This is a genomic window from Spirosoma radiotolerans (genome assembly GCF_000974425.1).
GTDB classification, from domain to species: Bacteria; Bacteroidota; Bacteroidia; order Cytophagales; family Spirosomataceae; genus Spirosoma; species Spirosoma radiotolerans.
In genome coordinates this window covers 1,980,569-2,005,492 of sequence record NZ_CP010429.1, presented here as the reverse complement: position 1 = coordinate 2,005,492, position 24,924 = coordinate 1,980,569, and the positions used below count along the sequence as shown (strand labels likewise).

The following is a 24,924-nucleotide window of genomic DNA, read 5'->3' as shown; positions in this document are numbered from 1 at the left end:
ACTAACTCCCCTTTTCGAGCCAGTCTTTAAACGCGGCCACTTTCAAACGGCTGACGATGGCTGTTTCTGCCAGGGGAACGACTAGTTTAACCACGATTTTTCGGTTGAAATACGGTTCAATTGACCGGATGGCGTTGCGGTTGATGAGCATTTGCCGGTTGATGCGGTAAAACTGATGCGGATTACAAACCGACTCGATGTATTCCAGATTTTTCAGGAGCGGGTGCCGCTCTCCACTGAACGTATACAACTGAACGAGTTCATACTCAATCGTGATGGCCGCAATGTCTTTGGTGTAAATGACGATGGATTTTTCGCGGTGTTGGGTTAGGAAACTTTCCTGATAACTTTTCTCTCGGGGAGGGACCAATAAAGCGGGATTGATGACCTTCTGGCTAAAGCTGGCTATCAGGTTTTTATACCGCGTCAGGGCCGCGTGTATTTCTTCCTCCCGGAACGGTTTCAGGATGTAGTTGATGCCGTTGTTCTGAATAGCCGCCAGCGTATAATCGTCAAAAGCGGTGCAGAAAATGATTGGAATGGCTACGTCGATGTACTGAAAAATCGCGAAACTGTGCCCATCGGCGAGCTGAATATCCAGAAAGATCAGGTCGATTTTGCTGTGGTGCCTGGTCAGAAAAGCAACAGTTTCCGCGATGGATTCGAGCGTAGCCGTGACCAGAAAGTCGTCGTCCTGCTCAATGATTTCTTTCAGGAGCTGGGCCGTGTGCTTTTCATCTTCCACAATCAATACGTTCATCAATCAGATCAGTTTCAGTTTTACGGCAAAATGGGTGTCGGTTTCGTGGACGAGAAGGCCATTCGTTACGTTCAGCAAGGTATAGCGTTGCCGGATATTATCCAGCCCGTAACCCGACTTTTCCGATTGAGACAGCTTCGGTAGTTTCAGATTGCTGACCACTATGTAAAAATCGTCGCTGGTGGAGACGCTGATATGCAATGGATTGGCCGAGATCATAGCGTTGTGTTTGAAGCAGTTTTCGGCGACGATCTGTAAGGAAAGGGTGGGAATCAGGTAATTCAGTAAGTGCCCATCGATCTGAAACGATACGTCCAGGTTGCCTTCATTACGAGTCTGCATTAGAAACAGATACGATTTAAGAACACTCAGTTCCTCCCGCAACGGAACCGTGGATGCTTCGTTGTATTTGAGCGTTTGCCGATAAAAATCCGATAGACTGATCACAAACTGCTCGGTCGATGGGTGTTGCTTCCGGGCCATCATCCGCAGCGTATTCAGGGAATTGAACAGAAAGTGCGGATCGACCTTACTTCGCAATTGCTGGAGTTGTACCCGGTAGTTTTCGCTCTGCATCTGCTCTTTTTCTAACTCCAGTTGGGCAATGCTGGAACTGGCTCGCAGGGCGTACTGAATGATGAGAAAAAGAAGACTGGCAAAAAAGAATTTGACCAGCAGATTCCAGCGTATATACTCGGGATGGCTAAAAACAAAAAGTGAGAAAAGACTGTAAACCAGTACGATATACGCCAGAATAATAACCGCCGTGAGTTCCCATCGGTATCGGCGGCTCTGGTTTGTGGTATACAGCAGCAGGTACCAGAGCACAAACAACACGACCGACGCGGAGAACCACCGGCCGTAAAAATCCAGTTTACCGTCGATCAACGCGTTGGCGTTGGAGAAAAAATTAAGCCCCGGCAAAATGGCCGCCAGGGCCAGCGGAAGCAGCCAGTTTATGTTGAGTTTCATTGGTACAATAGGCTCATTCATTTCGGTTTAACACCAGGTGATAACTGACTTGCATCCGTAGGCCACGGGCATTGAAATCGGCTATCGGTTGGGTAGGTTTTCCGATGGGAAACGTAATGATCGACCAGTAAGGCTGACTGTCATTGTCGTATAACTGAACCTGATTCCGAAAATCGTAGCCCAACCCGGCCGAAAACTTATGCCGCTTTTTTACCATCACGGCCAGCGAACTTAGTCCATACCATTGCGTCACCTTAACGTACTGGCTGTGGCGGCTCTGGTGCGACAGTCGGTAGCTGGTTAAGTTACCGGAGATTTCGTTTACCCAGCTTATCGACTCGCTCAACTGATAGTCCAGACGAGGCCGTATCGGTAGCAGACCCGACAGATGCAGGCGGTCGCTGATGTCGTAATGGATGGCAATAAACGGGTTTATCTGATAACCGAAAAATTGCCGGGCATACTGAACCCCCGAACCACTCGTCAGCCTGGGGCCGTGCCGAATCGTGTAACTACCACCGATGGCATACCGCATATCTTCTCCGCTGATGTCGACAAAATCAGAGTATAACCCGCCCTGTACAAAAAACTGAAGTTTGGTGGTTTCGCTGTAATTCCGTTGCCAGAACAGATTGAGATCGAGTCGGGTGACCGAAAACGCGCCTTTGTCGGGCAGGTCGAGCTGGCTATTATTGGCTTGAAAACGCCCCCCAATCATCCGTTTTTCGGTTTTCAGAATCGGAAAATTCAGAAAGGCGGCCACGCTGTTTACGTGGCCTTTCAGCGAATCGTTGCTTAGGCGGCTATGCCGGTATTCCAGACCTGCAACCTCCAGATTGGGCCGCTGGGCCTGTGCTATGAACGCACTCAGAAAAGCCACCAAGAACCAGAGTAGTCGGACGGCTGAGGGAAGTAGGGCGAGTCGCATGGTTTACTCCCCAACAATTTTACCATCCACCATTTCGATCACCCGGTTGCAATTGGCCGCAAACTCATCGTCGTGCGTGACGGCAATGATGGTTTGGCCGCGTTCTCTGGCTAATTCCCGGAAAATATCGAACACCACTTTGGTATTTTTGGAGTCTAGATTGCCCGTTGGTTCGTCGCCCATGATAATCGCCGGATCGTTGATTAGGGCCCGGGCAATGGCAACTCGTTGCTGCTGCCCACCCGAAATACGGGATGCTTTTTTGTCTTCGTGCCCTTTGATGTCCAGCATGTACAGGAGTTCCAGGGCTTTTTTCCGAATCTGTTCCGGGGGCTGTTTACCTAGTTTCAGGGCGGGCAACATGACGTTATCCAGCACCGAAAACTCCGGCAACAAATAATGAAACTGGAACACAAAGCCGATGTGTTCGTTCCGAAACCGGGCCAGTTCGTTCTGTTTACGCCCCGTGAGCCGGGTGCCGTTGATTTGAATCGTACCTTCATAATCCGTATCCATCGTGGATAGCAAATACAGAAGCGTCGATTTCCCGGAGCCCGATTTCCCGATCAGGGCCAGAAATTCGCCCGGCTGCACGTCGAACGAAATTCCTTTCAGCACCTGAATGGTTTCGGGGTCATGAAAATATTTGATGATGTTGTTGACCGAAAGAGCAGGTTGCATGATTAGCCTCTTAAGATTTCTACGGGATCGATTTTAGATGCTTTACGGGCGGGCAGATAACCCGCGACGAACGTCGTCAGGAGCCCAAACACCAGCGCCATAACGTAGTCGGTGGGGATGTAGGCAATGGGCAACGTCGTGAGCGACGCGATTTTGAAGGGAATCCGGTCAACGCCCGCCGAGATGAGAAAGCCCAGCAATAGCCCCACCAATCCACCCATAAACCCGATGGCAATAGACTCAACCAGAAAGATTTGAACAATATCTTTTCCGTCGAAACCCATCGCCTTGAGGATCGCGATTTCCCGCATTTTTTCATTCACCGTCATGTTCATGATGTTGTAAATGCCGAATCCGGCCACAATCAGGATTGTCAGGGAGACGGTTATGGCCAGAATGTCGCGGAGGACGTTGGCCGATTCCAGTTGCGAGTTGCCTTCCTGCCAGGCTTCGGTTTTGTACGAAACCGAGGCACCAACGCGTTTGGCGGTGGTGCGGGCATCGTTGTAATGCCGCACATTCGCCAGTACGTCCGTGGCATAACTCTGGTTTTTCGACAACAACTGACGGGCCGCCTGAATCGAAATAATGGCTCTGGATTTATCGACGCTGGCAGACCCGGTTTCGATCAGACCAACCACCTTGTATGTTTTCAGAATACCGTCGGACGTACTGAGCGAGATGATGTCGCCCATCTGAGCACTGATTTTGTAGGCCAGACCCGTTCCCAGAATCACGCCGTCGCTCCGTCGTTCCAGTTCATACAAATCGCCCTCCGTCATGTATTGAGCAGTATGGAACAACTGATTTTCGTTTTCAATATCGACCCCCGACAGGTTGCCGCTTACCTTGCTGACGCCGTTGTGAAAAAACACGTTTTCGTTGAGCTGCTCTGTAACCGCCACTACGTCGGGAATCGATTCCAGCAGGTCCCGAATTGGTTCGGCGTTTTTGATGCCTTCCGTATACTGAATTCGTTTGGGGTTGCTGATGAACTGAACCGTATCCGACCCATTCGGAACGGGCAGGAGCTGACGAGCTTCTTTGGGCAGATCGTTGTATACCCGGATGTGGGCCATCGTATTGAAAACTAGTTCCGCTTGGGCGTCATTGACCCCGCTGGTGAAGCTGTTCATGAAAATGTACATCGAGATCCCGAACGTAACGCTCAGTACGGCCACGATCAACTGGCGTATTTTGGACGTCAGATGGACCCAGGCAATTTTGTTGTTGACACTCATGGCCTTACTCATTGGTGCGAAGAATGACGTCTTTGTCCGAAATGCCCGAGCGAACTTCCACCCAGTCTTTGCTTTTGTAGCCTGTAACGATGGCTTTCTCATCGCCCGATTCAAGGGTGACGTATTTGCCTTTGCTCAGGTAAGGGGCCGGAATAACCAGTACGTTGTTGCGGGTGCCGGTGACGACATTGGCCTGTAACTGAGTGCCCGAAAACAGCACCGCAGGCGGCTGAAGTAACTGGGCTTCGACGACGTAGGATTGCTGACTTTCATCAAAAGCCGGGTATATTTTCGACAGACGAGCCTTGAAAACCGTATCGGGGTATGTGTTCAGCTGCACGCTGGCCGACTGGCCGAGTTTGATTTTCGCGATGTCTTCTTCCGCCACAAACAGTTTCAGTACGCGGGTTCCGCTACCAATCCGGGCAATGACTTCCCCCTTACGAACCAGCTCGCCTTCTTTCTTGTAAACGGTCAGCACCTGTCCGGGCCGGGTGGCTTTTAGTTGATAATCAGCCAGTAGCGACTGTTGCGAGTTGACCTGCGTGCGGCTGGTGGCGGCCTGGAGTTTGAGCGAACGTTCCAGTTCCTGATAGTTTTTTTTCAGTACGTCCAACGCACTGGCCGACGCTTTATACTGCAACTCGGCCTTTTCCATATCCAGTTGCGACACCGAATTGCTGGCGCGCAGGGTCTTATATCGCTGCCAGTTCGTCCGATCCTGCTCAAGCTGGGCGTTGGCCTGATCGATCTGCACACGGAGCTGGCTAAGTTGTGGGGATTGGGTCGAGGCATTGCGAGCAGCATCCGTATAAATGAGTTTGGCTTCGGTGAGCTGGTTGGTCGGAACGTCGCTTTTGAGGTGGGCCAGCACCGCTTCCGCCAGAACCGGATCGCCTTCGCTAATCGAAAGCTGCTGGAGCGTACCATCCACGTTGGCCGCCACGACGTATTCGTTTTCCTGTTCCATATGTCCACTGGCAAAGACCGCTTCTTCGATTGTTTTTCGCTGGGGTGATGTTTTCTCCGGGGTATGGCAGGAAGCCAGCACCCAAAGGCACATAGCCAGGCTGGCATATTGGCGGAATGAATGATTACTGACCATGCTGAAAGTCGAGTTGACGGATGAAGATTTTGTATTGAGATACACTGTAATTGCTCAGACTCTGGACGTAATCGTTCTGGGCTTTGAAGAGGTCATTGAGCTTATCGAGCCGCTCGTCCAGACTGATAATGCCTCCGTCGTAGCGGTTCTGTACGTGGCGGTCGTTCTGTTCCTGCAAGGTCAGAATCTGCCGGGCTTTTTGTAGTTGCCCCCTGTTCTGGCCGTACTGGAGCAGTAGTGTTTGGTCTTCCTGAAGAACCTGATTCCGGGCCTGGGTCAGTTGCAGTTGCTGGGCTTTGATACTCAGTTCCGACTGGCTGATTTTCTCTCGCGTGGCAAAACCCGTGAAGATCGGTACGTTCAGCCGCACACTCAGGAATTGCTGGGGTAGCTGGTTGGCGTTGGCGAAATCCATAAACCCGCCGGTGGCCCAAGAATAATTGTACTGATACCCCACCGACAGGGACGGATACAGCAGCGATTTACTTTGAGATAACTGAGCTGTTGCCAGTTGAAGCATCGATTGCTGAAGCAGAATGGCCGGATGCGTAGGGGCAAACGACACGGGCGACGCCGATTCGGCAGGTTGCTGCCAGGTCTCGGTCAGGGTAAGGCTATCTGTAGTATTCAGTTGATTCTGAAGATCGTAGGCCAACTGTCGATACTGGGTTCGGATGTCGGCGAGGGTACGTTCAGCCTGTAGCTGCTGGATCATAGCGCGGTTCCGCTGTTCTTCGCTTACCAATCCCTGGGCATATTTGTCGGCTACGTGCTGGGCAATGGCCGATGTGGTTGCCAGATTTCGGGCATAAATGGTGTCGATTTCCTGACTCAGCAACAGGGCGTAGTACGTACTGGCCAGCTGATTGTACATCGCGTAGCGGGTTTGGGCCGTCTGTACGGCGGCTACGTGGGTCTGTACGCTGGCCGTTTTATAGGCAAACCATTTCTGAAAATTCAGCATGTCCCATTGGGCCTGAATGCCCGTCGTATAGATAAACGGCTTGCCAAACGTCAGTTCACGATAGCGGTTATCAGGAGCGGAAGGATTCGTCAGTTTCTCGGGAACCAGCGTGGGTTGAAGCGTGAGGTTGTCGGTAAACGCACCGCTGCCGCTGATGGTCGGCAGGCGATACGCTTTCGCCTGCTTTTCTGCTGAACGGCTGATCTGCTCCTGAAGCCGCGACGTTTGCAGGGGCAGGGCGTGCTGATCGGCATATCGGAACACCTCCTGCAAAGAACCGAACTGCTTCTGGGCCACCGCCATCGACGGGACCAGTAGCCAGAGCAAAGCCAGTAGGAGATTGCCGGTGAATGAGTGATCTGAACGCATGGCTTACAACTTGGTCCAGGTTTGTGACTTCGAGAGGAGGCCCACCGAGCCGGTAATTTCAAGCGTATGCCCATCCAGGAGCCGGGCCGAGCATTTGGCCGATTTGCCTTTCTTGATCAGGAACAACGTGCCATTTTTAAACGACTTGCCATCCTTGGTGATCAGCCCGGCGATTTGTTTCTGTCCGACCAGCGTTTTATCATCGGCTTCCCGAATCAGGGCGTCGTAGGCGTTGCCATTTTTGACAAATTCGATCACCCGGCTTTTGTCGTCGCTAGTCCATTTACCCGTAAGTGGATCGCTGCCCGATTGGGTCAGCAGGTGCAGGCTCAGGAGAAATCCTGCCAGAAGGGAACTGATTGTTTGCATGATACGATTGGTTTCGATGGATGCAAACATGACCCATGCCGGCCCGGCGAATGGGAGATTTTGGAGTGAATTGAACAGATTGGCGGGCGAACTGAACAGAGGGGAATGCCAGTTGATTTGGTTTTCTTGACAGGATTTACAGGATTTTCAACTACATACAACAAACCCTGTCAATCCTGTCGAAAGAAAATTTATCTACATCAAGATTCCAGCGTGCTGACTCTTATTACGGACAGAACGCGCTGCGCGGATTCGCCGACGCCGTGCAGGGGAACTCATAACGACTCTGTGAATATTGTGAAACTGGATTATCCGTAACTTCCAGCGGCTTTAGCACCTGACCGTTGTAACTGGGCATGGTCACCTGCTCGGCCGAACCGTTCCCCAGGGCGGTATTTTTCGCGGCTGCGTTGCCGTTGAAGCTGTAATCCATCAGGGCATCCAGCAACCGATACACACCATAGTAGTCATATGCATCGTAGGCCGACCGCGTATTGGGCAAAACGTGGTTGGCAACGTAGGTGTATGTCGGCAGCTCGCTCGTTCGGATCAGCACAAAATCCTTCTCGGCATTGGGAATGTTGATCGTTTTGAAGACGTCGATGGCCATTCGATGATCGTTGGTGTCGTCGTCGTCATAAACCTGCGTGATCAGCTTCGTGTTTGCCGGAAACGACTGCAAATCGGCCGGACTGAGCTGATACGCGTACCATTGCGCCATGGCAAAAATCAACCGGCCTTTTTCGCCCCATCCTTTCTCCAAAAAAGCCCGATGAGCCAGCGCAAAACTTGCGGCCCCACCAAACGAATGCCCCACAAAACCCACCTTCGTGGTGTCGATGAGCTGGGGATAGTTACTCACCGCTTTGGTAAAACTCTGCCACAGTGTGCTATACCGTTCATCGATGGTAACGCCCAGGGTCGGATAGGGTGCAAATACAACGACATAGCCTTTACTGGCGATGAACCGATACAGGCCCAGGTTGTAATCCACCGATTCGCCCCCGTAGGGATGGGAATAAAAAAGCGTAGGCCGAGGCCCCGAAACCTCCTTCGGATAAAAGACGGTTACGCTTTTCCCAGCGTAGGTCGGACTGACAAACGAATACTGAGCCACTGTAAAGGAGCCATCTTTACCGTAGCCACTCGTCGGGCGTTGAATAGGGCCCGCGAGTGGTTCCACAGGCTGAGGCTCTGTTTGGGGTGTGGCAGTGGTGTCCTGCCGACAGGCGATTCCCGCCAACGTCATGGCGAGCAAACTAATCGGCAACAGGTAGTTAGCGAATGGTTTCATGGAATTTTATCCGGTTTGGGTTATCATCGATGGCTCGAAGGTCGGGGAGGTTAGCCCGATCCCGAAAAAAACTCAACCAGATGGGGCAATTAGCCGCCCAAGTCGTCATCCTGACCCACGAAGGCCGTTCAGCCGACAAAACCTGCCACTGAGCGGAGCCAGCCAGGCATCGGTGGGATATATTTGGCAGATAGCTCTCTTTTGCGTACTCTCGCTCCCCAATCAATGTACCATCTGCCTTGTGACAGACCGTTCTCCCTTGCTACTCCCAACGGTGATTTCCAGCCTTTTCTGGATGGCTTACTGGCTACTTTTTGCCTGGCTCCTGTCGAATTTTATGCCTTATCAGGCTGCGGTGGCCATTGCTGCGGTAACGGTGGCCGCTCAGGCTGGGGTGGCCTTCCTGAACGTACGCTATCTGATCCCGACCTATCTGGAAAAAGGCCACTATGGACGCTACGGCCTGCTGGTGCTGGTCATCCTGATCGTTGTTCCGCTGCTGGCGATCTCGGTCAACCGTTACGCCATCGCGACGCCCAACCTCCTCGCCGGTAATTCACCCCGGCTTTACCAGTTTGCCCGCTGGCCTTCCTGTTTCTGCTGGTCATTTTGTTCAGTACAACCTATGCGCTGACCATCCATCACCTGCGACAGCGACAGCGACAGACGGAGCGGGAGAAAGAGCAGTTGAGCAGCGAACTGGCCGGACTGAAAAGTCAGGTCAATCCCCATTTTCTGTTCAATACGCTGAACAACCTGTACACCCTGGCTTACCTCAACGAACCCAGCACGGCGCCGATGATTCTGAAGCTTTCGGAGCTGATGCGGTACATGCTCTACGAATGCCGCGACGATAAAACCCCGCTGGAAAACGAAGTCCGTTTCCTCAACAACCTGGTGGCAATGCAACAGCTTAAATCCGATACGTTTGCGCAGAATCTTCGACTGACCGTCGAAGGCGTGGCACCCCACCACCGCATTGCTCCCCTGTTGCTGCTGGTTTTTCTGGAAAATAGTTTTAAACACAGCGACCTCAACCAGAACCCATCGGGGTACATCCACATCGCGGTTCAGGCCGGGGCCGATGACCAGTTGCAATTCCATTGCGTCAATACGAAACGAAGCCTGACTGGCCAATCCACAGAACCAGGCGGCATTGGTCTGGTCAACGTCAGGAAACGGCTGGCCCTGATTTATCCCGACCGACACACGCTGCTGCTTGATGACCAACCAGATCGATTTGCGGTACACTTAATGCTACCTCTAACATGACTGCCACTTGCCTGATTGTGGATGACGAATCCCTGGCCCGACGTCTGCTCACGGACTACGTACGAAAAATCCCCGCCCTGGAACTGGCCGGTATCTGCGCGAGTGCGCTGGAAGCCCAGGCGTTCATGCAGCAGAAGCCCGTCGATATACTCCTGCTCGATATTCAGATGCCCGACCTGACCGGCATTGGCCTGCTTCAGTCGCTCAGTCAGACCCGCCAGCCTGGTCCGGTGACGATTCTGACGACGGCTTACGCCGACTACGCCTTACAGGGCTATGAACTGTCGGTCACGGATTATCTGCTGAAACCCATTTCGTTCGAGCGGTTTTTTCAGGCGATTACCAAAGCACTGGACTTTCTGGCCTACCGAAAAATGGGAAACCCACCACTGAATACCCAGGCCGTTGCCGACGAAGTACCACCGAAAACGGGTGCGGATTATTTGTTTGTGAAAGTGGATTACCGCATCCAGAAAGTCCGCTATGTCGACATCCTGTTTGTCGAAGCGTACGGCGAATACGTTCGGATTCATACCGAAACCGAAACCCTGTTGACCTTGCTTTCGCTAAGCCGTCTGACCGAGTCGTTACCCCCGGATACGTTTGTGCGCGTCCATCGGTCTTACCTCATCAACCTGACTCATCTCGACAGCCTGCAAGGCAACACTCTCTATATTGGTCATCAGCAGATCCCCCTTAGCAAAAGCTACCGGGAGCCGTTGATGGAGTTGATCAACCGACGGCAACTGTTTTGAAAAAACCAGTTACGTCAACCTAAGCATTATCTGGTGTTAGGCATCTGATTCCGACGACACAAATACCTACGATTTGCCACGGGTATCGGTTAGAATGATAGCCGTACATTTAGCTCCGTACCCGGCTCCTGAGCCGCCAGTCGGGCGTTGGCCGTAGAGGGCTCCAAACCATACACCCGAATCCCAGCCGACTACTTTCCGGTCCGCTAAATTCAGAACTGTCGTTAAGTACAGCCAGCCCTCACCGGTAGGAACATACCTAAAGGCCGATGCCTACTTTATATTAATTGAATAAAACAATCACGGTTTCCATCTCAAAAATGGGGCATTTTCTGAGACACCGCTTACCTGGTGGATTGCTTAGAAAAACGTCAATTGCTTGACCTCGCCTTCTGTATAGGCGCACTTAGAACGCAGCCTTGAGTAAAGTCACCGAAAAAAGAGAAGTCAAGCTACACAATGTAGCTTGACTTCTCTTTTTTCGGTGACTTTACTCAAGGATCTAGCGCTAATTTAATAAGGTCTTTCTGCAAGGTAAACGGGCATATCGTGAGAACAGCTCTGCCACTATAATCTAAATTGATACACGGATCATCAGTGCGATTCGGCATTATCGAATCGCACTTGTCTTAGAGCGGTTAATTGGGGACAAGCTTGTTTAGTCTCCATCATGAAAGCTGATGGCAGCATCGCTCATAAGGCCACCCATTAGCTTTTGGTGTAAACTTGATTAAGAAACTGCCCGACTGTAGTGGGCTTTCGGCCCAAAAAATTCGCCAAAGTAGGGTCGACTACATCCAGTGTGCTTTGTGATAAGGCCAAAGCCCACATCGTAAACATACCGATGTATGAATCAGGTATATCCATGCTTTTCAACGTCGATTCAAATTCACTAACCGAGGGCGATTGGTAGGAGACGTCTTTTCCCAAAACATTAGCTAATTCACCAGCGATGTCATAAAAGGAAGCCGAGGTTGTATTGGTTAGTGGGTATACCTGGTTGAGATGACCAGCTGTCGTTAACACGTGAGCGGCCGCTTCGGCCAGTTCTTCACGCAGGACATAGCTGGTTTTGCCATCACCGGCTGGAAAGAAAATGATACCTTTCTCAGCAACCTGTGTGCCAGAAAAAACAGGTATCATTTCCAGATACATCCCGTTTTGAAGAATGGTATAAGCCATCCCGCTGTTCTTAAGAAAGGTCTCCGAATCAACATGTGATTGTTGAAAGGTAGCGATAGCGGACTGCTTAAAGCCCGGTTTTCTGACGAACGAGGTATAAATAAGATGCTTAACTTTAGCCTCTTTTGCCGCTTTGATCACATTGATGTGATGAGCGGTTCTGTTTTCGACAGCCTGACGGTCATTACTCGACACCAGTAATAACTTGTCTACGTGCTTAAAGGCTTGCACGAGTGAGTGGTGATCGGCGTAATCGCCCAGTCGAATACCAATGCCTTTCTCTTGAAGCCCTTTGGCTTTGGCTGCGTCTCGAACTAGTGCGGCAATATCTGAAGGATTGACTCCTTTTTGTAGTAAATGGTCAATGGCCTTAGCCCCAAATTGACCGGTTGCGCCTGTAACTAAAATCATGTTTCATTTATTTATTGCCGTGCAAAAGTAGAGGGGGCACTATACTAAATATAGTTTATACGTATAAATTAGCAGTATACTTTTGTATATCGAGGTAGTTAAGTCATTAATTATGAGCAAGTTTAAGGAGTATATAGGAGTGGAGAATGGTCAGAAGTGCCCTAAAAGCTACATCCTGGCTTTGACCGACACGATAAACGTTATTCATGGGAAGTGGAAGCTACCCATCATTGCTTCGTTGCTGCGGGGAGTGAATCGGTTTACCGATTTGCTGGCGAGTACCGAAAAAATAACCCCCCGAATGTTATCAAAGGAGCTGAAAGAGTTAGAAGTTAACGGGATTGTAGATCGGATCGTGTATAATCAGACGCCTGTTTTGATTGAGTACCGGTTAACCGAATCGGGCCGAGACATTGCCACGGTGATCGATTCAATGATAGACTGGGGACTGCTTCACCGATCACAGGTTATCCCTATAAATTCGTAATAAGAAAAACAAGCTTGTTCGTCGAAACAGCAACCAACAATAAAGTTACCAAATGACTCACTGGAGTTTTTTATCTCAAATAATGCTGATTTACCTGTCCATTCTGGTAAGGTATGAGGGTTAGTAACAAGCTGCTTGTCAGCACTACCTGAACCTTGCCCAAGACTAGACAGTACGTCGTAATCAGCAAAACTATGGCGAATCCAAACGCCACAAGTGGATGCCATCTAATTTTACGGCACGTATAGAGTGAATAATCCAGGAATACCTCCCTTAACTTACAATCATACATGTAATGATCCCTAAAGTACAAATTAAGGACGAGCAAAGAAGGGTGGTAACATGTGTGTTACCACCCTTCTTTTAACTAGCTAATACCTTCATTCGTTGACGTGGCCAACGAGCTATTAAGCCATAAGTTGTTGGCTTAACTCATACCTAGTCAAATCCGTTGGTAACCATTGGCCTGACCCCAATTTAATGCAACGTTTATCCGAATCCTGGGTAAAAAACTTGGTTAAGAAGGTCATCAACTGGGGCTGACCTTCCAGTTGGCATAACATCACAGATTGAAACCAGTCAATGGAAATTAATGACGCTGCTTTACGAGCTTGGTTATGGGGATAGCTAACAAACGCCTGTTGGCCATCGGGGGTCAAAAAATGCACGCAGATGTATTGAGGCTCGTCAACAAAGGTTGGATAAGTGTACTGATAGAAGCCAGGGCTGATAGCTGTAGGGGATGTGATCATTGAAGGTTGGTGAACAAGTTAGTGAATATTTACTTAATCCAAATATGGTAAAATTACTTAACATATTTACCTATTTAAATAAAATAATTGTTACTCTTATTGCTTATTAAAGAATAACAGTAGCGTATGTATTAGATTGAGATAGATACATGTTAAAATTAATGGCTCACAATTCACTCATTAATGAGACAAAAGACATTCATGTTTGTATATCTCAAACCGGGCGTTTGGCGAAACGGCTATTTCACAAATAACTAGTTCAACAAGGGCTTAGACTACAGACTTGGTCTGTTCATGCGACGTGGGTGGATGAGTAGGCCACTGTCCATCCAATAAATCCGTTTATAATCAAGTCGAGCTATATTGAGGGCTTAGGGGACTATATTAAAATTTATCGTTCCTCGGTGAGTAAACCCGTGCTGACTCGTCTGTCCACCACAGCGATGGGAGAAAAGTTGCCTGCGTCGGCTTTTATGCGAACCCATAAATCCTTTCCGGTCGCTGTACGAAAAATTACGGCCATCAAACGGGATTTGGTCTGTATTGGGGACAAAGAAATCCCTGTGGGCAACTTCTACAAAGAGAATATTACCCGAATCCTGAATGGTTCAGCTGGCCATTAAGAGTAGGCGGGGTCACTAGCGAAGCAAAGCGAAATCGAGCTACTTTAGGGTGAATACGACAGGAAACTACAGTGATCTGGCCCCTACCTATCAACAACTGAGTCGCCACTGCGATAGAGAATGACTTCATTAACCTGCTCAAGAAGAGTCTTTTTCCACCTGATGCTAGCCGTAATATACCTTCTCAAAAAAACGTTCCTAACTGAGACGAGAGTATATCTATAATTAGGGCGTTTCACAAGACTGATCGATATTCGTTTTACAGTAGTTTAAAAAAGTCCCGAGCTTACAAAAGATTATCTCAATAGTTGCAAAACCGTTTTCAAATCTTTCTATTGGTGATCCGTCAGTCTTCAATATCACGTAATCTGGGTAGTTTGATTAGAACTTGATGTTGACGCTATCAGTGCGTTTAACCAATTAATCTAATGGTGATGTTACTATTTAAATAATTTCACTTTAGGGCTAGCTCAACCTAAACTCTTTTCAGCAATGATGAAAATAATCATTGTAAATATTACCGGATTCATTGTGTTTTCTGGTCTGGTAGCTTGCCAAGGTATAAAAGAACATAACAATTCGTCAGCTAAAAAAGAGTCATCGGTTACGGTTTTCAGCCAGCCGACCTCTACGTTGCCTTTTATTATTTGCGATTTCAACATCGGCAAAACGTATCAACGCGACACGTTAATGCCAACCAATGGCCGATTTCAGAAGACCTGGCGACTATCGCGCCCAGCGGTAGTACGTTTACACATTCCAAACCAATATGTACGTTTGTGGGTGGCACCGGGGTATCGTTCCGAGATCAAATTGCCAGCCGACCCAGATAAACCATATGAATTTTCCGGCGATGGACAACTCGAAAAAACATATGCCAATGACATTCAAACTATCAACATAACTGACTTTCCCAGAGTCGCCAAAGACAGTGTTGTCATGCCGCCAGACATGTTCTTCAAAAAAGCGACGCGCATTTCGCAGCGGAGAGATTCCGTTTTTCAGGCTTATTTAAAGAGCTACGGCAAAACCATTTCTGAGCATCCAGATTTGATGGGATTTTTTGACATGGAGAAAGAAGATAATCGCTTTTTCTTGCCACGGGTTTTGATGAACTACGTCGAGTCGGAACAAGTTTCTGGCCGGGAAAAGCAGCTTTTTTTTGACCAATACATCAAGACTATGAGCCAGTTGAATGAGCCAGTCGACTCGCTTTCCAGTGAAAATAAGCGTTTCTTTTTCCCCAGATTGAATACTTATTATGTCCAGAAACAGCGAATGGATGGGGATAGCATGCGGAGTATTGAAGCCGGAATTTATGCCTACATGATGGAAACCGCCGACAAGAAATTCACTGGTTCGACACGCGATTATTTACTAGACTACTACCTTTCAGCATTGACTCATTTTGCTAGAACATATAACCCGGAATATCCCTCCATCACGTCTCTGATCGAGCGTTACAAAAGTTCTCTAACTGAATCAGGCAGAAAAGCTATGCTCGCTAGGCTTGCCGCAGCCACTTCGGTGAGTTTAAAACGACCTTATCAAATGGCATTAGAGTCTGGCCAGAAAGTCATGTTAGCTGAAAAGCTGGCACCCGTGACCGTGCTGGACATTTGGGCAAGCTGGTGCGGCCCCTGTCTAGCATCCTTTCCCGCGATGATGACATTGAAAGAAAAGTATCGCGCCAATAAATCCGTCAAAGTCATCTGGATCTCCGTCGACCAGGACAAAAGCAAATGGGACAAGGCGATTAAAAAATTAAAACTTGATCCCGAAAACTCGCTCTGGGTGCTGGAGGGGATAAATTCTGCATTCGCCAATGACCTAGCTATTAATAGCATACCACGCTACCTAATCTTGAATGCCAAAGGCGAAATCCTCCAAATGAATGCTCCGGGGGGAAAGAATAATGAGCAGAAGCTAGCAGCTCTGATCGATAAGTATAGCCGGGATGCAGGTCGATAGTTGGCCTTTTAGGAGAGTGACCAATTGCAGCCGTAGTTTTCTGTACATGCTATTAATGGAGTTGACAGCCAGTAAAAAACAACTGTCTCCTGAAACGCTCTTTGAATAAGTTCTATAAAAAATACGGACAATTAACCCTGGGCGACATAGCATGGACAAACCACCCTTCGAACCATTATTTTCCTGCTTCATTTAAGTATGGCTATTACCTTTTCTTTATTTGAAGTTGCGCTTCTAATTGGCATTACCCAAGGCTTTGTAATGAGCGGCTTATTAGGACTATACAAGAGACAATTTCTGAATAAAAGACTCTTGCTGGCCATACTGCTCGTGTTTAATTTGCTTTGTATCAAGTTACTGATCCACACCACCGGACTCTGGAAAACCCCCTACCTTCGCTACTTTCCCCTTGGCTTTGAATTAGCCATTCAGCCACTAATCTGGTTCTATGTCAACTCCTTGGTATACCCCGCTTTTCGATTAACACTAAGGCATTGGTTTCATTTTCTGCCCTTTGCGCTTTCACTCGGTTATGCGTTCACGATTTACCTAGCTACCCTTTCAACAACGGTGCTTCATCAGAAGGATGCGATTGCCAACGGCTTCGCTTTCAATTCAGTCAAACAGGTCGAAGAGGCACTGGCCATTCTATCGGCCGTCACCTACTGGCTAGCAGGCGCTAAGCTAATTAGGCAATATCGCCGGTGGTTATTTGACAAGACAACCAATACGGATTACCCTACATATACTTGGCTTATCCAGTTAGCCTGGCTGTTTTGTCTCCTCATTGGCCTGTGGGTAGCCGCTTTTCTACCTGATACCCGCTGGCATACTCCAGGCTGGACGTTTGCGCACTGGCAAGTATTCTTTCTTTACCTGGCGGCTCTGGTATACTATCTCGGCTTCAGGGGGTATGGCGTACCGGATGATCGGGTAATTCGTCAACAAATAGATCACCAGCAAAGTAAGTCATGGTCTGAGCCCAGAAATTGGGCCGGCTCGCCTACTGCCATCCATTCCGCCCAAACAGATACGCACCCACTTCGCTGGGAAGAGGATGCCAAACAGGACCTTATCAAAAACCGGATTCTTTGGGCACTCCAGGAAAAGAAATTGTATCTTGATCCCGAGCTCAGTATTCAAAAACTGGCCGATGAGCTGGGATATAGTGCGTCGGTACTCTCGAAAGTAATCAACCGGACGTTTGGCAAGAGTTTCCGAACCTTGATCAATGAATACCGAGTCGAAGCGGTTAAAGACCTGCTCAGTGGACCACCTTCTTCCCAGTTTTCATTGGCCGGAATTGGTTTTGAGTGTGGCTTTAATTCGGAGGCTAGTTTTTACCGAATTTTCAAATCGTTTACCGGCGTTTCCCCCAAAGTATTCGCCGAACAGAAACAGGAACTTACTTAGTAAGCCAACCAGCCTCTCGACCGCTTTACCGGAGAAATGAGCTTAATTACTCTCAATACCTGTTTTGGGAGTCTTTCCTGGTTTTTATCGGGTTGATTTGATCCAAAAGTCAACTAACCATGAGAGTATTGCTCAAGAATATCCTGAACATCCTACTGCCGATCTTACTGCTGGGATCTACCTATGCCTGTTTACCACGCGTATGGTATAGACCTAGTCCCTACGCATCGCCCTTGCCAACAGCCGATCGGTTAACAGCCATCCAGCGAGAACAGCTTACCCAATATATACGTGATACAGCTCAGAATGCACAGGCCGTGGTGGCCTTCTATGAGGGGAAAGCGATTCTGGACGTGGGCGATACCAAGCGGCTCATTAATTGCCATTCCGCCCGTAAAAGCATCATGAACCTGCTTATTGGTATTGCCCAGGAGAAGGGCTTCTTGCGGTTAGATGAAACACTGGCGCAATTAGGCATTGACGAACGCAAAACCCCGCTCACGTCGCAAGAAAAAACGGCTACGATTCATGACTTGTTAATGGCTAAATCAGGCGTTTACCTACCTGCTGAAGCGGAAACTGATTTTGCCAAAGCGCATCGCCCCCGACGGGGCCAATATAAGCCCGGCGAGTTTTTTTTCTATAACAATTTCGACTTCAATGTATTAGGCGCCATCCTTGAAAAAAAGACTGGCCAATCGATCGGCAAATTCATGGAAGACTACCTGGCTAAGCCCTTGGGTATGCAGGATTTTGCGCCCTCGAATATCGTTTATGGGAATCCCTGGCCCCTTCGCAACGATCACTCAGACTATCGGGTATACTGGATCTTTCTAAGTGCCCGCGACTTGGCCCGAATCGGGGCAATGGTATCCCAGAAAGGGGTCTGGAAAACTACACAGGTGGTTCCGGCAAACTGGATCGAGGAAAGTTTCCAGCCCCATACCTCGACGGTTGATAAAAGCATGTGGCCGTTCGACGCATACGGGTATTTATGGTGGATTGATCATGACACCCAGACCTACTGGGCGGATGGATTTGGCGGCCAGTTCCTGCTTATTGACCCAGCCAGGCGGTTAGCCATTGCGCAACGTAATTTTACGGGTAATTCCTTTCTCACCTCAGGCCTATTTATGCTGAAGAAAAAAAGGGACGGCAGCCGAAGGCAATTATTGCATGTGTATGAGTCCATTAAGCAAGGGGTAAATTAAGGCGACGCTCCTGCTTAGTAATTGGGTCTAGTCTATTTTTCCAAAAAAGTTACCACTATGTACGCACGTATCGTTCGCGCTTCGCTGACAGCCGAAACGGCCGAGAATGCCGTTATCTATTTTCAGAACACCGTACTGCCTGCCCTCCAGCAACATGCGGGGTTTGCCTTTGGCCATTGCTTCTACTCACCGGCGGATCATCACGCGCTGATGGTGTCGGTTTGGGAGTCCCAGGAAGCCCGACTTAGTGCCGAAACCAGTGGCTTACTCCACCAGGCGGTCAGTCACCTGGGCCCTTACTTCGACGGCAAACCCACCGTGGACTACTACCAGGTTGCGGTTTAGACCGGCGGAGCCGACCCCACCGCTTTTAGACGCCGATTGCGGTTAAAGGCAGGGCTCAGCCTTACTCAGGGCTCAGCCTTATCGGGCACCAAAGTCATCCCGGGTAAGTACCAAGCGTTTGTTTAAGAGCTGGCAGCATCAGAAGTCAACCTGGCAATTTCAGGGCATTTGACCAGGGCTCCGGCTTGGGTACAGTAGGGTCATAGAAGCGCAAAGGCGGACGGTGTCATAACGGGCCGTTGCGGGGCGAGTCAACTTGTCCGGGCTTCAAGGTAATGGCTGAAGCGGGTTTGGCCGGCAAGCCAGATGGGAAGCCCATTCATCAAGTGCCTTGCACTTACAAAGTGTACAAAGGGGGTAGCCATTGGAAAACAGCAAACCCCGCCCATCTTTTCAAGCCAAACTTAGGGAGAAACGCAGATCTTCACCGGCGCCGACAAAGTCCTGCAATTCATACCGAATAACGCCCCGCAGTTGATACGCCTTTGTCTGGGCTGGATCAAGAGCCAGGACCTCGTTACAGTGGACCATGGCCGTTTGATAATCGGCAAGCTTAAACAAATTGTGGGCCTGAGTTAAATGAAACTCGACTAAAGGGGACAACGGAGCAGCTACCCCTTGAGTAACTGGTTTAGTCCGGCTGAACAGAATAGAGAATAGGCTCATACGGCAGGCTGATGATTTATGCTACCAATATATGATGAGTATAATTACTCAACTAATAAATATATTATAAGGTGTATCTTAATTTCAAAAAGTCTATTCGTTTCGCCTATTTGTCAATACCTAAATAAGTAAATTTACCCTGAGTCATTGTAATAAACGTAGCGGTTTCTAACTATTTAGCTAGAAAGGCAGTTGGCCCTTTGTAAAATTTGATCCCAACTACCCATCCACTCAAGGCCCTTGCCTACGTATTTATTGTGCTCAGAACGGCCGGGAATGGATTCCCCTAACTAACATTCTCTTGCTGGAAGGTAAAAAAGGCTGTACCTGACTTCACTGGGCCAGTGGGCGTCAGATCGTACTCCGTACCCCTTAAAACAATGTCAGGCCTTGCTGCCAGACTATCGCTTTCTTAGAGTACACCGGCATTACTTACTAAACCGCCAGTTTAATGAGCAGATCAGTTACGAAGCAGGCGTTGGCCTCATCCGAAGGCTCTTGGTTAGGCTAGTGCTACTTCATAAAGCTCCGCCGATTGACGACTGAACAGTTAAGCGAGGGGTGCCTCACGACATGAGCAGTCCGCAATAGACCAAGCTGGTCAAGACAGGGTTGATTAACTTGGTTGTTTTCGGCTTGAGCTCATTCACCTTGTGTTGCTCAACTGGGTATAGACCGGGCCTTGCCGTTTCGTGAAAAACAGGTGACATTTTCTCATCTCGTCGTGTGGGTTGTCTTAGAGTATCGAAACGAGCAAATAGATCCTATTTAGTTTGGGCCTTGACCAACTTATGAATTAAGGCGTCTGGCTCTCGTCATCCCAAGGTATATCGTCCTCCCCCGGCCAGGTACTTTCCCGATCGGCGGTGGGGGGCAGCGTAAAAAACCGTTTTAACCGTTTTAAATGAACTAGTAAATAGGCCAGTGTCGGGACTGGTTGGCCGAAGACGAACCAGGCGCTGGCTAGCAAGGCGAAGCATCCAACCCATTTCCAGAGCAGGGGGTGTACCACTAAAAACATGCAATTGACTAATAAAGACCAGGTTGTGTTAAGGCTGAATCAATTAACTGGCGCGAGGGTGTGGTTGACTGCAAGCCGTTCTTAAGGCTACACATTTGTTATTACTGATAGACAATTATAGTACATAAAATGTTTACAATATTTATTTATTATAAAACAGTTTAATGTGCATTTACTAGCCTTCAATTAAATGACTGTCAGACTGACCACCTGCACCCGTTAAAAGCTATAGTGACAATAGCTAGATATTCAGTAATGTAGGCTGATTAATTTAGAGCAAAATGACGTGTCAGCCGATACCGAAATTAACTGGTCAATAACTCTGAAACTTCCAGTCTAACCAACAAACGCCACAGAATACGTAGAGCCATTCCCTAAAACCGAGCAAAACCTTTAGCAAGGCCTACTCAGGGATGTAGTCAGCCAGAAACAGCTAGATGTTATATTATTTACTGACAAAGCTGAATAATAGAGAATGATCGTATACACTGATTTCAATGTGTAGTTTACCCAGCAATCAAGCCAACTTGGCCATTCAACGCTACAATACGCTGGGGCTGGCTCATAATCTACTCCATTATAACAAGACGGGAAGCGACGGATCAGCCTTGGCCGAACGCAATCTACTGAAAGCCCGCCAGGTAGCTTTAAGCTATGGTGATTCATTGTCGGGGGCATTATTTCCACCAGCCTGGCCCATGAGTACGCCTATCAAAAGAAATGGCCTGATGCACTGCCGCTATACCGAGTGGGCTATGACCTGATTCGCCGGTTCGGTCAGGTGCGCGAATTACCGGACGAAGCAGCCTTGCGGATTGGTAATGTGTTTTTTTCACCTCGGCAACTTAGACAGCTGCCTTTATTATTTAGAGCGAACTAATCAGTTTCGTCAACAAAACGAACCCGCCAGTAAGCCTCGAACTTACAGGATGAATATGGTACAGCAAACTACTATGCCCTATCCCGCCTTTATTACAAAGCGGTTGGCAACTTGCCGCTGGCTTACCGATACCTGGCTAGCTTGACGGTTCTCAAGGAGCGCATCAACAAACGCTATAACTCCGCACGCCTGTCGCTGGTCAATCAACGACTCATGATGCAACAGCACCAGGCAGCAGTAGCCGCCATTGAGGTCGAAAAAAGCCAGCGAACGCTGTTCTGGCTGGTAATCGCCGGACTGACAATGCTGGCTGGACTCTTCCTACGACTCTATTACCTCAGCTCGCTCCGTCGCCGACAGGAGCGGGTGATTGAAGCAGACAATGAAAAATCGCTGCGCCTAGAAAAGCAATTAATTGAAGAAGAACTCGACCGGGCAAAGGGCGGTTTGGCGGAGTTCATGGATAACCTGAGCCAGAAGCAGTCCCTCATTGATACCGTTACCGCCCAACTGGCCGAGCGCTCCCCACCGAGCCTGCTACTCCTGCCGCCCAATCAAACCCCGAGACCCGCCAGAATTTGATCAACTCCAGCCTGCTGAGTGAGCGCCAGGGGACGCCAAACTTCGTTGACTGACAGTGGCTTACGGCCTTGTCCACGCGTTTGTCCACGCTCCCTATTTGGCCTTGGCCAGCAACGACACTACATTGGACCCTTGCTGGCGGTTCAGGCCTTAAGGTGGTCGGAAAATTTACTAAATCAACCGGTTCTCTCCAGCACAGCTCGTTTACTCTCAACAATGAACCAGCCCCATGAAAGCCTTCGCCATTCCTGACTACTACCGCAGCTCAATCATCACCCCCGTTAAGGCATTTCGGCAGAAACAAGACAACCTTAAACGGGACTTCAAGCCCACATTGCTCGATTTTGGTCCTGTCCGATTCTGGCTGGCCCGGCATTTCGGCTTTTGCTACGGGGTGGAAAATGCCGTTGAGATTGCCTACCGGGCCATCGAAGAAAACCCTCATAAGCGGTTGTTTCTGTTGAGTCAGATGATTCACAATCCCGACGTGAACGCAGACTTGCAAAGCCGGGGGGTCCGCTTCATTCTAGACACCGAGGGCAAGCAACTCATTCCCTGGAGCCAGTTAACCGCCGACGACGTGGTCATTATATCCGCCTATGGTACTACCCTCGAAACCGAGCGACAACTGGCTTCTATTGGGGTTGATCTTAAACGCTACGATACAACCTGCCCCTTTGTGGTCAAGGTTTGGAACAAGTCCGCTCAGCTTGGTCAGAAAAGCTATACGGTGGTTGTGCACGGCAAGCCCTTGCATGAAGAAACACGGGCCATTGTCTCTCACAGCCAGGAAAGGGCACCCACCGTTATCATCAAAGACATGGCCCAGGCCAAGCGACTGGCGCTTTACATAACCGGAGCGGGTTCTGCCTCCCAGTTTTTGGTTGAGTTTGATGGCCAGTATTCGGTTGGCTTTGATCCAGAGCGTGACTTACAACGGATTGGGGTTGTCAATCAAACAACCATGCTGGCATCTGAAACTCAAGGCATTGCCGACTATCTAAAGCAGGTGTTGATCGATCACTACGGCTTAGAGCACCCCAGCCAGTTTGAGCAGCACTTCGCTAACACCCGCGATACACTCTGCTATGCCACCAATGATAACCAGGATGCGGTTCACACGCTCCTGACCTACCAGGCGGATCTGGCGATTGTGACGGGCGGTTATAATAGCATGAATACGGCTCATTTAGTGGAGCTATGTCAGCAAAAGCTACCCACCTACTATATTAATTCGGCCCAGCAAATTTTGTCTGATTCTCTGATTCAGCATTTTGATCTGCACACAAGGGAGGAAAAAATCACGCCAGACTTTCTGCCTGCTCACCAGCAACCCATCACCGTTTTGCTGACTTGTGGCTCGTCGTGTCCCGACTCGGTGGTGGAAGGGGCGCTGCTAAAAATCATCTCATTTTTCCCTCATGCTCATCGAGTCGATCAGGTTATGAAGACGTTTTACGGAGGTGTCCTAGTGGATGATTCTGGCTCTTAAGTAAACTCAAGAGCAAATCTATACCTGGTACAAGTAGCCATCACCAGACGGCGAATGTGCGTAAAGCTAACCAAGCGATGAATAAATCCATCCTCTCCGATGCATCAAAGTCGTGAAGCTGACATACCCTTTAGCTTCCTAACCCGTACGCTGAATTAGTTTATCAGATTGCGGCTTTACACCTACTAATTCCCAGTTAACTAGTCTATTTTTTCCAAAAAAAGTTATCACTATGTACGCACGTATCGTTCGCGCTTCGCTGACAGCCGAAACGGCCGAGAATGCCGTTATCTATTTTCAGAACACCGTACTGCCTGCCCTCCAGCAACATGCGGGGTTTGCCTTTGGCCATTGCTTCTACTCACCGGCGGATCATCATGCGCTGATGGTGTCGGTTTGGGAGTCCCAGGAAGCCCGACTTAGTGCCGAAACCAGTGGCTTACTCCACCAGGCGGTCAGTCACCTGGGCCATTACTTCGACGGCAAACCCACCGTGGACTATTACCAGGTTGCGGTTTAGACCAGCGGAGCCGACCCCACCGCTTTTAGACGCCGATTGCGGTTAAAGGCAGGGCTCAGCCCTACTCAGGGCTCAGCCTTATCGGGCACCAAAGTCATCCCGGGTAAGTACCAAGCGTTTGTTTAAGAGCTGGCAGCATCAAAAGTCAACCTGGCAATTTCAGGGCATTTGACCAGGGGTCCGGCTTGGGTACAGTAGGGGCATAGAAGCGCAAAGGCGGACGGTGTCATAACGGGCCGTTGCGGGGCGAGTCAACTTGTCCGGGCTTCAAGGTAATGGCTGAAGCGGGTTTGGCCGGCAAGCCAGATGGGAAGCCCATTCATCAAGTGCCTTGCACTTACAAAGTGTACGAAGGGGGTAGCCGTTGGAAAACAGCAAACCCCGCCCATCTTTTCAAGCCAAACTTAGGGAGAAACGCAGATCTTCACCGGCGCCGACAAAGTCCTGCAATTCATACCGAATAACGCCCCGCAGTTGATACGCCTTTGTCTGGGCTGAATCAAGAGCCAGGACCTCGTTACAGTGGACCATGGCCGTTTGATAATCGGCAAGCTTAAACAAATTGTGGGCCTGCGTCAAATTAGTCCACATTAATCCAATCAAGCATAAGAACGCTTCGGGCAGTATGCACCGCGTCACTCAACAACAACCGGCGGGT

26 protein-coding genes are annotated in these 24,924 nt (G+C 49.2%); 13 read left to right on the top strand and 13 right to left on the bottom strand.

The annotated features are described in order from the left end of the window. Position 1: 1 nt before the first annotated feature. From SD10_RS07990 to SD10_RS07950, 9 genes are all read right to left on the bottom strand, one after another. Positions 2-760, bottom strand: a complete 759-nt coding sequence (locus SD10_RS07990) for a LytR/AlgR family response regulator transcription factor (RefSeq protein WP_046573332.1) — start codon at positions 758-760, stop codon at positions 2-4. Positions 761-763: 3 nt separating this feature from the next. Then, entirely contained in the window at positions 764-1,732 is a 969-nt protein-coding gene (locus SD10_RS07985) for a sensor histidine kinase (RefSeq protein ID WP_158500550.1), read from the bottom strand. A 13-nt stretch (positions 1,733-1,745) separates the two neighbouring features. Beyond that, on the bottom strand, positions 1,746-2,660 hold the full coding sequence (locus SD10_RS07980) for a DUF6268 family outer membrane beta-barrel protein (protein WP_046376454.1): 915 nt from the start codon (positions 2,658-2,660) through the stop codon (positions 1,746-1,748). 3 nt (positions 2,661-2,663) lie between these two features. Further along, on the bottom strand, positions 2,664-3,341 hold the full coding sequence (locus SD10_RS07975; protein WP_046376453.1) for an ABC transporter ATP-binding protein: 678 nt from the start codon (positions 3,339-3,341) through the stop codon (positions 2,664-2,666). Positions 3,342-3,343: 2 nt separating this feature from the next. Continuing rightward, positions 3,344-4,594 carry an ABC transporter permease gene (locus tag SD10_RS07970; protein WP_227699170.1) on the bottom strand — a complete coding sequence of 417 codons (1,251 nt, stop codon included), beginning with the start codon at positions 4,592-4,594 and terminating at the stop codon, positions 3,344-3,346. Next, the gene (locus SD10_RS07965) at positions 4,587-5,687 is read right to left on the bottom strand and encodes an efflux RND transporter periplasmic adaptor subunit (RefSeq protein ID WP_046376452.1); all 1,101 of its coding nucleotides are present in this window, start codon (positions 5,685-5,687) and stop codon (positions 4,587-4,589) included. Before SD10_RS07965 ends, SD10_RS07970 begins: the two co-directional genes overlap by 8 nt. Next, complete coding sequence (locus tag SD10_RS07960; RefSeq protein ID WP_046376451.1) at positions 5,677-7,020, bottom strand: TolC family protein; 1,344 nt, start codon at positions 7,018-7,020, stop codon at positions 5,677-5,679. The genes SD10_RS07965 and SD10_RS07960 overlap by 11 nt, the downstream gene beginning before the upstream one ends. Before the next feature lie 3 nt (positions 7,021-7,023). Beyond that, positions 7,024-7,389, bottom strand: coding sequence for a DUF2147 domain-containing protein (locus SD10_RS28640; protein WP_158500549.1), 366 nt, complete (start codon positions 7,387-7,389; stop codon positions 7,024-7,026). A 226-nt stretch (positions 7,390-7,615) separates the two neighbouring features. Then, positions 7,616-8,683, bottom strand: a complete 1,068-nt coding sequence (locus SD10_RS07950) for an alpha/beta hydrolase (RefSeq protein ID WP_046376450.1) — start codon at positions 8,681-8,683, stop codon at positions 7,616-7,618. Between SD10_RS07950 and SD10_RS07945 the strand changes: the two genes are divergently transcribed. Genes SD10_RS07945 through SD10_RS07935 form a run of 3 tightly spaced genes read left to right on the top strand, consistent with a single transcriptional unit; the run spans position 8,682 to position 10,710 of the window. After that, entirely contained in the window at positions 8,682-9,317 is a 636-nt protein-coding gene (locus SD10_RS07945; RefSeq protein WP_046376449.1) for a hypothetical protein, read from the top strand. The two genes, SD10_RS07950 and SD10_RS07945, sit on opposite strands and share 2 nt — an antisense overlap. Then, positions 9,293-9,955: a sensor histidine kinase gene (locus SD10_RS07940; RefSeq protein WP_052731116.1), complete on the top strand. Its 663-nt coding sequence runs from the start codon at positions 9,293-9,295 to the stop codon at positions 9,953-9,955. The genes SD10_RS07945 and SD10_RS07940 overlap by 25 nt, the downstream gene beginning before the upstream one ends. Beyond that, positions 9,952-10,710: a LytR/AlgR family response regulator transcription factor gene (locus SD10_RS07935; RefSeq protein ID WP_046376448.1), complete on the top strand. Its 759-nt coding sequence runs from the start codon at positions 9,952-9,954 to the stop codon at positions 10,708-10,710. Before SD10_RS07940 ends, SD10_RS07935 begins: the two co-directional genes overlap by 4 nt. A 708-nt stretch (positions 10,711-11,418) precedes the next feature. Here SD10_RS07935 and SD10_RS07930 read toward each other — a convergent pair. Next, entirely contained in the window at positions 11,419-12,303 is an 885-nt protein-coding gene (locus SD10_RS07930) for an SDR family oxidoreductase (RefSeq protein WP_046376447.1), read from the bottom strand. 112 nt (positions 12,304-12,415) lie between these two features. Between SD10_RS07930 and SD10_RS07925 the strand changes: the two genes are divergently transcribed. From SD10_RS07925 to SD10_RS07895, 6 genes are all read left to right on the top strand, one after another. After that, positions 12,416-12,790 (top strand): winged helix-turn-helix transcriptional regulator, encoded by a 375-nt coding sequence (locus tag SD10_RS07925; protein ID WP_046376446.1) that lies wholly within the window; start codon positions 12,416-12,418, stop codon positions 12,788-12,790. 1,156 nt (positions 12,791-13,946) lie between these two features. Then, on the top strand, positions 13,947-14,165 hold the full coding sequence (locus SD10_RS29055) for a LytTR family transcriptional regulator DNA-binding domain-containing protein (RefSeq protein WP_262507403.1): 219 nt from the start codon (positions 13,947-13,949) through the stop codon (positions 14,163-14,165). A gap of 492 nt (positions 14,166-14,657) precedes the next feature. After that, the gene (locus SD10_RS07910) at positions 14,658-16,136 is read left to right on the top strand and encodes a TlpA family protein disulfide reductase (protein ID WP_046376443.1); all 1,479 of its coding nucleotides are present in this window, start codon (positions 14,658-14,660) and stop codon (positions 16,134-16,136) included. A gap of 198 nt (positions 16,137-16,334) precedes the next feature. Then, on the top strand, positions 16,335-17,549 hold the full coding sequence (locus SD10_RS07905; RefSeq protein WP_046376442.1) for a helix-turn-helix domain-containing protein: 1,215 nt from the start codon (positions 16,335-16,337) through the stop codon (positions 17,547-17,549). Positions 17,550-17,668: 119 nt separating this feature from the next. Continuing rightward, positions 17,669-18,760: a serine hydrolase domain-containing protein gene (locus SD10_RS28635; RefSeq protein ID WP_082111550.1), complete on the top strand. Its 1,092-nt coding sequence runs from the start codon at positions 17,669-17,671 to the stop codon at positions 18,758-18,760. 57 nt (positions 18,761-18,817) lie between these two features. Beyond that, the gene (locus tag SD10_RS07895; RefSeq protein WP_046376441.1) at positions 18,818-19,105 is read left to right on the top strand and encodes an antibiotic biosynthesis monooxygenase family protein; all 288 of its coding nucleotides are present in this window, start codon (positions 18,818-18,820) and stop codon (positions 19,103-19,105) included. Positions 19,106-19,498: 393 nt separating this feature from the next. Here SD10_RS07895 and SD10_RS07890 read toward each other — a convergent pair whose 3' ends face one another. Then, a complete protein-coding gene (locus SD10_RS07890) occupies positions 19,499-19,771 on the bottom strand; it encodes a tetratricopeptide repeat protein (protein WP_046376440.1) in 273 nt (90 codons plus the stop codon). 796 nt (positions 19,772-20,567) lie between these two features. After that, positions 20,568-20,792 carry a hypothetical protein gene (locus SD10_RS07885; RefSeq protein ID WP_046376439.1) on the bottom strand — a complete coding sequence of 75 codons (225 nt, stop codon included), beginning with the start codon at positions 20,790-20,792 and terminating at the stop codon, positions 20,568-20,570. Between the two features lie 497 nt (positions 20,793-21,289). Here SD10_RS07885 and SD10_RS07880 point away from each other — a divergent pair, with 497 nt between their 5' ends. The 4 genes from SD10_RS07880 (at position 21,290) to SD10_RS07865 (ending at position 24,266) form a co-directional block, all read left to right on the top strand. After that, positions 21,290-21,556 (top strand): hypothetical protein, encoded by a 267-nt coding sequence (locus SD10_RS07880; RefSeq protein WP_046376438.1) that lies wholly within the window; start codon positions 21,290-21,292, stop codon positions 21,554-21,556. A gap of 257 nt (positions 21,557-21,813) precedes the next feature. Continuing rightward, the gene (locus SD10_RS07875; RefSeq protein ID WP_148562396.1) at positions 21,814-22,254 is read left to right on the top strand and encodes a hypothetical protein; all 441 of its coding nucleotides are present in this window, start codon (positions 21,814-21,816) and stop codon (positions 22,252-22,254) included. Positions 22,255-22,483: 229 nt separating this feature from the next. Beyond that, positions 22,484-23,746, top strand: coding sequence for a 4-hydroxy-3-methylbut-2-enyl diphosphate reductase (locus SD10_RS07870; RefSeq protein WP_046376436.1), 1,263 nt, complete (start codon positions 22,484-22,486; stop codon positions 23,744-23,746). A 232-nt stretch (positions 23,747-23,978) separates the two neighbouring features. Next, positions 23,979-24,266, top strand: a complete 288-nt coding sequence (locus SD10_RS07865) for a hypothetical protein (protein ID WP_046376435.1) — start codon at positions 23,979-23,981, stop codon at positions 24,264-24,266. A 393-nt stretch (positions 24,267-24,659) separates the two neighbouring features. Here SD10_RS07865 and SD10_RS07860 read toward each other — a convergent pair whose 3' ends face one another. Beyond that, positions 24,660-24,857: a hypothetical protein gene (locus SD10_RS07860; RefSeq protein ID WP_046376434.1), complete on the bottom strand. Its 198-nt coding sequence runs from the start codon at positions 24,855-24,857 to the stop codon at positions 24,660-24,662. Positions 24,858-24,924: the final 67 nt, after the last annotated feature.

Bases quoted from the DNA above. Each gene is read 5' to 3' on its own strand.
- SD10_RS07990 (WP_046573332.1), bottom strand. From the start codon at position 760: ATGAACGTATTGATTGTGGAAGATGAAAAGCACACGGCCCAGCTCCTG.
- SD10_RS07985 (WP_158500550.1), bottom strand. From the start codon at position 1,732: ATGAAACTCAACATAAACTGGCTGCTTCCGCTGGCCCTGGCGGCCATT.
- SD10_RS07980 (WP_046376454.1), bottom strand. From the start codon at position 2,660: ATGCGACTCGCCCTACTTCCCTCAGCCGTCCGACTACTCTGGTTCTTG.
- SD10_RS07975 (WP_046376453.1), bottom strand. From the start codon at position 3,341: ATGCAACCTGCTCTTTCGGTCAACAACATCATCAAATATTTTCATGAC.
- SD10_RS07970 (WP_227699170.1), bottom strand. From the start codon at position 4,594: ATGAGTAAGGCCATGAGTGTCAACAACAAAATTGCCTGGGTCCATCTG.
- SD10_RS07965 (WP_046376452.1), bottom strand. From the start codon at position 5,687: ATGGTCAGTAATCATTCATTCCGCCAATATGCCAGCCTGGCTATGTGC.
- SD10_RS07960 (WP_046376451.1), bottom strand. From the start codon at position 7,020: ATGCGTTCAGATCACTCATTCACCGGCAATCTCCTACTGGCTTTGCTC.
- SD10_RS28640 (WP_158500549.1), bottom strand. From the start codon at position 7,389: ATGCAAACAATCAGTTCCCTTCTGGCAGGATTTCTCCTGAGCCTGCAC.
- SD10_RS07945 (WP_046376449.1), top strand. From the start codon at position 8,682: ATGGAATTTTATCCGGTTTGGGTTATCATCGATGGCTCGAAGGTCGGG.
- SD10_RS07950 (WP_046376450.1), bottom strand. From the start codon at position 8,683: ATGAAACCATTCGCTAACTACCTGTTGCCGATTAGTTTGCTCGCCATG.
- SD10_RS07935 (WP_046376448.1), top strand. From the start codon at position 9,952: ATGACTGCCACTTGCCTGATTGTGGATGACGAATCCCTGGCCCGACGT.
- SD10_RS07930 (WP_046376447.1), bottom strand. From the start codon at position 12,303: ATGATTTTAGTTACAGGCGCAACCGGTCAATTTGGGGCTAAGGCCATT.
- SD10_RS07925 (WP_046376446.1), top strand. From the start codon at position 12,416: ATGAGCAAGTTTAAGGAGTATATAGGAGTGGAGAATGGTCAGAAGTGC.
- SD10_RS07910 (WP_046376443.1), top strand. From the start codon at position 14,658: ATGATGAAAATAATCATTGTAAATATTACCGGATTCATTGTGTTTTCT.
- SD10_RS07905 (WP_046376442.1), top strand. From the start codon at position 16,335: ATGGCTATTACCTTTTCTTTATTTGAAGTTGCGCTTCTAATTGGCATT.
- SD10_RS28635 (WP_082111550.1), top strand. From the start codon at position 17,669: ATGAGAGTATTGCTCAAGAATATCCTGAACATCCTACTGCCGATCTTA.
- SD10_RS07895 (WP_046376441.1), top strand. From the start codon at position 18,818: ATGTACGCACGTATCGTTCGCGCTTCGCTGACAGCCGAAACGGCCGAG.
- SD10_RS07890 (WP_046376440.1), bottom strand. From the start codon at position 19,771: ATGAGCCTATTCTCTATTCTGTTCAGCCGGACTAAACCAGTTACTCAA.
- SD10_RS07885 (WP_046376439.1), bottom strand. From the start codon at position 20,792: ATGTTTTTAGTGGTACACCCCCTGCTCTGGAAATGGGTTGGATGCTTC.
- SD10_RS07880 (WP_046376438.1), top strand. From the start codon at position 21,290: ATGTGTAGTTTACCCAGCAATCAAGCCAACTTGGCCATTCAACGCTAC.
- SD10_RS07870 (WP_046376436.1), top strand. From the start codon at position 22,484: ATGAAAGCCTTCGCCATTCCTGACTACTACCGCAGCTCAATCATCACC.
- SD10_RS07865 (WP_046376435.1), top strand. From the start codon at position 23,979: ATGTACGCACGTATCGTTCGCGCTTCGCTGACAGCCGAAACGGCCGAG.
- SD10_RS07860 (WP_046376434.1), bottom strand. From the start codon at position 24,857: ATGTGGACTAATTTGACGCAGGCCCACAATTTGTTTAAGCTTGCCGAT.